9 protein-coding genes and 1 pseudogene are annotated in these 7,174 nt (G+C 57.7%); 5 read left to right on the top strand and 5 right to left on the bottom strand.

Annotated features, from left to right (window positions below):
* Nucleotides 1-109: 109 nt before the first annotated feature.
* Together GWE18_RS41550 and istB are read left to right on the top strand one after the other, a co-directional pair.
* A pseudogene (locus tag GWE18_RS41550) lies at nt 110-1,219 on the top strand (IS21 family transposase); the annotation flags it as partial.
* 2 nt (nt 1,220-1,221) lie between these two features.
* Entirely contained in the window at nt 1,222-1,986 is a 765-nt protein-coding gene (gene istB / locus GWE18_RS41545; RefSeq protein ID WP_275191253.1) for an IS21-like element helper ATPase IstB, read from the top strand.
* Nucleotides 1,987-2,071: 85 nt separating this feature from the next.
* Here istB and GWE18_RS41540 read toward each other — a convergent pair whose 3' ends face one another.
* On the bottom strand, nt 2,072-2,347 hold the full coding sequence (locus tag GWE18_RS41540) for a hypothetical protein (RefSeq protein WP_275191252.1): 276 nt from the start codon (nt 2,345-2,347) through the stop codon (nt 2,072-2,074).
* A 98-nt stretch (nt 2,348-2,445) separates the two neighbouring features.
* Between GWE18_RS41540 and GWE18_RS41535 the strand changes: the two genes are divergently transcribed.
* Entirely contained in the window at nt 2,446-3,555 is a 1,110-nt protein-coding gene (locus GWE18_RS41535) for a Fic family protein (protein WP_275191251.1), read from the top strand.
* A gap of 74 nt (nt 3,556-3,629) precedes the next feature.
* On the opposite strand, the gene GWE18_RS41530 is transcribed toward GWE18_RS41535, so the two are convergent.
* Nucleotides 3,630-4,049: a hypothetical protein gene (locus tag GWE18_RS41530; RefSeq protein ID WP_156439717.1), complete on the bottom strand. Its 420-nt coding sequence runs from the start codon at nt 4,047-4,049 to the stop codon at nt 3,630-3,632.
* A 7-nt stretch (nt 4,050-4,056) separates the two neighbouring features.
* On the bottom strand, nt 4,057-4,236 hold the full coding sequence (locus tag GWE18_RS41525) for a hypothetical protein (protein ID WP_275191250.1): 180 nt from the start codon (nt 4,234-4,236) through the stop codon (nt 4,057-4,059).
* 50 nt (nt 4,237-4,286) lie between these two features.
* Here GWE18_RS41525 and GWE18_RS41520 point away from each other — a divergent pair, with 50 nt between their 5' ends.
* A complete protein-coding gene (locus GWE18_RS41520) occupies nt 4,287-4,655 on the top strand; it encodes an amidohydrolase family protein (protein WP_057902536.1) in 369 nt (122 codons plus the stop codon).
* 503 nt (nt 4,656-5,158) lie between these two features.
* Here the strand turns inward: GWE18_RS41520 and GWE18_RS41515 are convergent.
* The gene (locus GWE18_RS41515) at nt 5,159-5,662 is read right to left on the bottom strand and encodes a TetR/AcrR family transcriptional regulator (protein ID WP_275191249.1); all 504 of its coding nucleotides are present in this window, start codon (nt 5,660-5,662) and stop codon (nt 5,159-5,161) included.
* Between the two features lie 217 nt (nt 5,663-5,879).
* Complete coding sequence (locus tag GWE18_RS41510; RefSeq protein ID WP_057854504.1) at nt 5,880-6,272, bottom strand: avidin/streptavidin family protein; 393 nt, start codon at nt 6,270-6,272, stop codon at nt 5,880-5,882.
* Between the two features lie 580 nt (nt 6,273-6,852).
* On the opposite strand from GWE18_RS41510, the gene GWE18_RS41505 reads away from it, so the two are divergent.
* A partial coding sequence (locus GWE18_RS41505; protein WP_275191248.1) for a transposase occupies nt 6,853-7,174 on the top strand: 322 nt, incomplete at its 3' end.

Genomic DNA, 7,174 nt, shown 5'->3' with positions numbered 1-7,174 from the left:
CAAAACCCTGCTCGACTGGCTCAACTCGCTGTAGCGCATTATGTGCCCACTCGCCCGCGGTCCTCCCCCGAAAGACCGGCTCAAGCCGTTGCCAGCCACATAACGATGTCCGGCACATAAGCTCGATAATCTGAAGGAAGGCGTCGTCACGCCCGACCTGTACGAGCCCGAGCTCAACCGGCTCTACGGCGCGGTGCTCGCGCATTACGGCGTCGTCGCCGATCCGGCACGGGTGCGGGACCCGAACCGCAAGGGGACCGTGGAGAACGCGATCCAGCACACCCAGGGCACCGCGCTCGCCGGGCGGCGCTTCGAGTCACTCGAGGCTCAGAACAGCTTTCTGGAGCACTGGGAGACGAACTGGGCTTCCAAACGCATCCATGGCAGCATGAGGCGTCAGGTCGAGGCCATGTTCCAGGAGGAGAAGCCGCATCTGCGGCCATTGCCCGCGACCGGCTTCCGTTACTTCTCCGAGCTCGTGCGTACCGTCTACGACGACACCACCGTGCGGGTGGATCACAGCGACTATGCCGCGCGCCCCGCGCCGATCGGCAGCCAGGTCGTGGTACGCCTTTACGAGACCACGATCGAGATCCGCGACCGCAGCACCCAGGCGCTGCTGCGCGTTCATGCCCGCGCCGCACGGCCGGGTTCGCTCAAACTGCCGCACAACGAGCGCCCGTTCAATCCATCTCGTCAGACCGCCTTCCTGCTGGCAAGCGCCGGCGACATCGGACCGCAAGCGAAGGCGCTCTGTCAGCACCTGTTCGACACCGAAGGTCGCGTTGGACAACGCGCGATGTGGGGCATTGTCGGACTTGCGAAGAAGTATCCCGCCCGGCTCGTCGAGCAAGCCTGCGATCACGCGATGCGTCATCACATCCATCGCTACAAACAGGTGCGCGCCATCCTTGAGCGATTGTTCGAGCGGGCGCTCGAGCGCGTCGATCAGGCACCACAACTCACGCTGTCTCTGACGCAGGATCATCCACTGATCCGTCCCGCAGACGAGTACGGCGAACTCTTTCGCCTCGGCGCCCAGAACCGGGCCAGCATCGAGCGCCGGCCTGGCAACAACGGCAATGATCAGCCCGCACCAAACCGCGCTCGCGTCGTCTCCGCAATCCCGGCCAGCTCCGACGACGCGAGCGCTCCCGCCGCGACCTTGATTGCCGATCAACTCTGCCTTTCAACCTCCACAGGAGATCATTCGGAATGACCATGACCTTGCCAGAAATTGATCGCTGCCTACGACAGTTGCGGCTGTCGGGCATACGCGACACGCTCGAGACCCGCGTCCTGCAGGCCCAGGGCGCCAGCCAACCGTTCCTCGAGACCTTCTGCCTGCTCCTGCAGGACGAACTCGATCGTCGTCAGTCCCGTCTCATCGCTCGCCGCTACCAGCAATCCGGGCTTGAAGAGAAGCTCACGCTCGCGGAGTTCGACTGGTCCTTCAATCCCAAACTGCCGCGTCAGGCCTGCTTCCAGCTGCATGCGCTGAAGTTTGTCGCGGTCGGTGAAAACGCTCTGTTCATTGGCAAGCCCGGCACCGGCAAATCGCACGTGGCCAAGGCCGTCGCCTACCAGGCCATCCTGCAAGGCCACAAGGTCCAGTATCTCGAGGCCGATGACTTCTTCAACCGTTACGCCCTCAGCCCCGCCGCTCAGCGCGAAGCGCGACTGCGGAGCATCTCTGACTGCGATCTGCTTGTGCTTGACGATCTGTTCCTCGCTCGCACCATCCCCGACGAAGCCGGCGCTTTGCTGCAGAATCTGATCCATCAACGCTACAAATTGCACCGCAGCGTCATCGTCACGTCCAATCGCGTCGTGCAGGATTGGGGCGCTTATCTCCGCGACAACACCATGAGCACGACGATCCTTGACCGCCTCATGCACCATTATCATCTGCTTGAGTTCGACGGCCGCAGCTACCGCCTCAAGGAAGCCGCCGAAGCCCTTGCACGCAAAACCCAGTCAACCTAAAAGCCTCTTGTCCTGCTCCACAAGTGGGGGAGTTTGCGCGACCACAGGTGGGGGAATTTGAAGTGACCGTCCGGGACGAGTCTGATCATTGAGGACTTGCCAGCGCTCCACGCACCAGAAACTCCAATGGAGATCGGTTGCCCTGAGCCTGAACGATGATTTCAACAACCGTGTCAGAGACGCCGGTAAAATTTAGAAAGTCGCGGTTTAGTGTCGTTCCCACATCCGTGCTGTCGATATGAATTAGGCCGCATGAAGCCGCACCGGCGAACGGAGTCTCCAAGTTTTTGTTTGACGCCCCAATTGAGTTCGAGACTAAAGCACGGCTGAGTTGTGATGCAATGCCAAGCAGCATCGTCATCCGCTTGTCCCTCAATAGCAGGCCCGTGAGTTATAGAATTCGTTGCTATAGCTCATAAATGCAGTTATTCTGAGGTATAGCGGAGGTTTCTATAGCTCATGTGGAACTGGGAAAAGCCCGATTGGCCCAAATTTACCTTTGATTCGAAGCTCTTAGAGCCCTTCGAAACCAAGTTTCTCGTCAAATCCGGCGAGTTCTTGGGCGCTTTCAAGCATGTCGGCCAGGATGACCGTGACATGCTCAAAATCGAGCTCATCAGCGACGAAGCGGTAAAAACCTCGGAAATTGAAGGCGAGATACTGCGGCGCGAGAGCGTTCAATGCTCGCTGCGTCAGCAATTCGGACTTGAGGGCGACGATACCAACGTCAACGAAGCCGAGCACGGCATCGCGGAAATGATGGCGAATCTCTATAAAAGATTCGCCGATCCGCTGACGCACGACATGTTGTTCAAGTGGCACAAGATGCTGATGAGCGGCGATCGGAAAATCCAGGACATCGGCGGCTACCGCACCCATCCCGAACCGATGCAGGTTGTGACACCGATTGCAGTAAAGCCCAAAGTTCACTTTGTGGCGCCTCCCTCCAACAGAATGAAAAAGGAGATGGATGCGTTCATCATCTGGTTCAATGACGGCGCGCCAGAGGGAAAAAATCCCCTGCCCGCCCTTACGCGCGCCGGTATCGCGCATCTCTATTTCGTTTGCATTCATCCGTTCGAGGATGGTAACGGCCGTATCGGACGCGCCATAGCGGAAAAGTCGTTGGCGGAAAATCTCGGGCAGCCGACGCTCATTGCGCTCGCTTATACGATCGAATGCAAGCGGCGGCTTTACTACGAAGCTTTGGAGCGGAACAACAAAGACCTCGAAATCACCGATTGGCTGAAATATTTCGCGCTGACGATTCTCGAAGCGCAAGAGAGCACAATTAACCGGGTCGATTTCTACGTCGCTAAGGCCAAATTCTATGAGCGCCTTCGCGGTCAATTCAACGAGCGCCAAGAAAAGGTCGTGGCGCGTATGTTCCACGAAGGCATCGATCGGTTCAAGGGCGGCCTGAGTGCGGAAAACTATATCAGCATCACCAAGACATCACGCGCCACCGCGACAAGAGACCTACAAGATCTTGTCGAAATGGGCGCGTTTACGAAAACGGGCGAACTCAGGCACACCCGATACAAACTGAATTTGCCAGAGGACACCTAGATTCGCCTATGCGCCGCTTTGAACATGTCAACCAGTATCGACGCGATAGCACTGAGCTTGATGGAAGGCGCCGGTCAAGGCGGTGACGACGAAGGGCGCTCTCTCATCGGATCAGGCCGAAGTCGTTCAGACACATACTTCGTCATCGGCGCAGGCACTGGTCGGCCGTAAAGCTCTGATGTTCTCGGACTGAGATAGGTATCGGCCACGACAACCGGCTCTACCTTAGCCGGCGCATTCGGGTCGCGGTTATCGTTCGCTCCAACCCATCCGACAGGCGAGTACTTTTCCCCGATCGCGCCGAGAATGAAGAGGCTCGCAAGAGTGAGGGCACCGCCGCCCCACACACTGCTCAGCACGAGCACGATATGCTTCTCGGAACGGAATGCATCGATAAAGATCATCCCAAACAGCCAGGCTCCCCCCACAACAAGGGAAAGGAGGGACACAGCAAACACGACTACGAGAGCCGCGCAGATGACATTGCGCTGCATCAGCACTTTAATGGAATGGGAGGTGAGCTAGGCCGATAACAAGCGCAATAACCGAAAAGAGCAGCGTTCCCGCGGTCGTCCAAGTCGGATCTTTAGGAAGGTGAAAGTGCAGCACACCTTCCTTTAGGTGCGCCAGGGTCACAGCAACGCCTGCAATAGCAGCGATGAGAGCAATCAGAGCCTTCATGGACCAGCCTCCTAGCCGGGATTACCGCCGGCCTCTTCAAGGACGCGCGCATGGACGTCAACTTGGTCCCCGCCGAGACGGCACTGGAAATGGCGACACTCAACGGCGCCCGTGCTGTGCTGTGGGACGACGAGTTGGGGTCGGTGGAGGTGGGGAAGACGGCGGATCTCGCCCTCTATGACATTGAGACGCCGGAGTGGATGCCTCGCCACGATGTCGTCCGAAATCTAGTGTACTGCGCAGACGGTCGGAGCATTCAAACCGTCATTGTCGACGGCAACGTGGTATTCGACTCCGGCCGCGCGACCGGTATCGATGCGGGCAAGGCTATCGCCGAGGCCAGCCTTGCCGGGGAGCGGATCGCGCACCGGCTCGGCCTTGATCCCCGCCGGCGCTGGCCGGTAGTGAAGTCTGCTTAGAAGGCGATAAGCCCTCTTGCCTACGGCGGCTGCTAGAAATCAGTCGGAGGTCGCGACTGCACTGCTGTTGATTCATCCCCGGAAACACATCTCAACAGTGCGGGGGATCGTGCTTCTCCTCCTCAGCTTCTTCGCCGCTGCGATGGCGATCTTGAGGTCTCCGGCGCCAAGGCGAGTTGAACAGCATCGAGCTTCTTCACGCGCTGGCCGAACAACATCGCCACCAACCGCTCGCGCGAACTCTGCTAATTTGCTGGCACGCCAACCGCGCAACCGCTACCTAAGTATGATCCCGTCCGCGTTGCGCAGGGCCCAATAGTACGGGCCTGTTGAGCTAGGCGGGGAGAGCCTTTTCTCTGGCGCGTCATTGTCGCAACTTTCGCGATGTACGGTCTTGATGCGAGCTACGCCGTCGAAAGTCTAAGGGGTAGCCGCCGCGCACGGGCTAACCCGTTCAAGCCGCACCGGGCACATGGCCGTGACAATCATTCGGATGGCCTTGATCAGCCGACGGGCCAGCATGTCAGCGGTGACTGCGCCGCTGTAATGGCGCAGCATTGACTGAAACCAAGATGGAAGACGACATGAGCGAGCATGCTGGGTCGACCTCGGCAGCGAATTCGTTGCGGTCCTGCGACGCGCGAAGAAGGCCGGCGATAGAGTACGGATGCGGCAAAGTCCGATGCAGCTGCGAGAACCGGCGGCTGCATAAACAGAATTTCCCGGAAGAATATGCGGGACAGCGCGGGATCTCGATCGTGACCTGCTGTCGTATTCGCTAGCAGGCAGGAGAGCTGTTCAACGAGCGTATCGCGCGTTCGAACGAGCGTAAACGCATCGTCCCAGGTTCTTTCGATATTGCCCTTGAAGAGCTCGACAAGCAGTTCTTCCTTGGACCCGAAGTATAAGTAAAATGTCCCGGCGCAGACCCTTGCAGCCTTGGCGATCGCTGCCGTTGAAATCTTTTCATGCCCTTGCGCCGCGAGTACGGGCGTCGCTTTCTGCATGCAGCGCACACCGACGTTGCTGCCCTATGCACATCACAAAGATGCTCACGCCCGGCAGCGAGAGTTGTTCTCCTTAAGAGGTGCCGCAACGAAATCGCAACGAATTCGGTGGAACGACCGTGAACAAAACGTGGCGGAAACACCTGCTACGACAAGAAAAATCAATAACTTAGAAAATGTTCACTGCGGACGCAGGTGCCTCGGGTCGGCGCGCAAACTACCATACGCGCGTGAATGTATCCTTGCCCTTCAACTTACTGGGTCTACCATTCTTGTCGATGTAGAACAGCGTCCAAGACGTGGGCATTTGGGAGCCGTGAGTCTTTCCGACCCAGCGGGTGAAGGAATTGCATTGGGCAAAAGTAACAACAAAGTACAAGCCGGTTGGACCGAAGGCTCCCGATGCAGGGTAAGGAATGCCCTGGCACGCAAACCCTTGAGCATGGTTTGTGAAAACCCCCTGTATTGCCCCGTTGTTGTTGGACCAAACAAACAGTTCCGAACCTCGTTCATTCTTCCAGTACGAGGGAGCAGGAAGCCCCTGCGCCATGACCTCGGCGGAAAGCAAGAAAAACTGGGCGATCAGGAAAAGCCCTAGAAACTTTTTCATATTAAAGTCCCAAAAAAGAGTTCGCTTAAAGGTAGCAACTCTTAGATCATATTCTCGGCCGCCGCAATAACTTGTGCAATGCATCTTCGCTGCTTTTTCTATCTCACAACTTTCTTCGTGCAAACCGTACGCAAGCCCTCACCAAATTTCTCTACTGCGCGCCCCGAACACGCATGAGCTGTCGTCGCGCTCATGGTTTCGCTGGGATCGCCGCTTTCGGTGCAAACCGCTTCGCGTGGTTCGGGTAATCTGGCCCGATATCCTGCCGAGAATGCATCAATTGGCGCTCCGAATACCCCAAGTCATCAACCCATGACACCCCCTAGCCAATCCATCGAGCCTGCCCGGATTGAGGCTGGGAAGTCGCCCGAACGTAGCTCAGCTGATTAAGCGAGAGTTGGCGATACAGTGCAGATAATCGTGCTTTCTTATCTGCAGACGCGTAAAATCGGTTGCTAACGCCGCTCGAACAAACTTATGGTTGGCGAAATTTCGCGCATCGATTGCTTTTTTTCTAGGAGCCTGTCCGAGCAATCGGATTTTTCTCGACGAAGAACAAGCGTTGTGATTCAAACGGTGGATGAGCAAGACATTTCGTCCTTGGGACGTTGATCAGGTTTGGCTGCTGCCGCCATCGATCCAGGATTTGGTGCCTTCCGGGCACACGGCCCACTTTGTGCGCGACACGGTTCGCACCGGCTTGGACCTGTCGCGGATCATGGATGTCTACGACGAGGAGCGCGGCTTTCCGCCCTATCATCCTGGCATGATGGTAGCGCTGCTGCTTTATGCGTACAGCCAGGGGATCTACTCGTCGCGCAAGATCGCACGGGGCTGCGAGGAGCGGCTGGATTTTGCGGCTGTAACGGGGATGCAGCGTCCGGACTTCCGCACGATCAGCG

The sequence above is a fragment of the Bradyrhizobium sp. CSA112 genome, assembly GCF_029051645.1.
GTDB lineage: Bacteria > Pseudomonadota > Alphaproteobacteria > Rhizobiales > Xanthobacteraceae > Bradyrhizobium.
The sequence above is the reverse complement of the archived record's forward strand: the minus strand, read 5'-3'. Positions and strand labels throughout refer to the sequence as shown.

Excerpts from the sequence above, each read along its gene's own strand:
- GWE18_RS41540 (WP_275191252.1), bottom strand. The coding sequence starts at position 2,347 with ATGACGATGCTGCTTGGCATTGCATCACAACTCAGCCGTGCTTTAGTC.
- GWE18_RS41530 (WP_156439717.1), bottom strand. The coding sequence starts at position 4,049 with ATGCAGCGCAATGTCATCTGCGCGGCTCTCGTAGTCGTGTTTGCTGTG.
- GWE18_RS41520 (WP_057902536.1), top strand. The coding sequence starts at position 4,287 with ATGGACGTCAACTTGGTCCCCGCCGAGACGGCACTGGAAATGGCGACA.
- GWE18_RS41510 (WP_057854504.1), bottom strand. The coding sequence starts at position 6,272 with ATGAAAAAGTTTCTAGGGCTTTTCCTGATCGCCCAGTTTTTCTTGCTT.
- GWE18_RS41515 (WP_275191249.1), bottom strand. The coding sequence starts at position 5,662 with ATGCAGAAAGCGACGCCCGTACTCGCGGCGCAAGGGCATGAAAAGATT.
- GWE18_RS41535 (WP_275191251.1), top strand. The coding sequence starts at position 2,446 with ATGTGGAACTGGGAAAAGCCCGATTGGCCCAAATTTACCTTTGATTCG.
- GWE18_RS41525 (WP_275191250.1), bottom strand. The coding sequence starts at position 4,236 with ATGAAGGCTCTGATTGCTCTCATCGCTGCTATTGCAGGCGTTGCTGTG.
- istB (WP_275191253.1), top strand. The coding sequence starts at position 1,222 with ATGACCTTGCCAGAAATTGATCGCTGCCTACGACAGTTGCGGCTGTCG.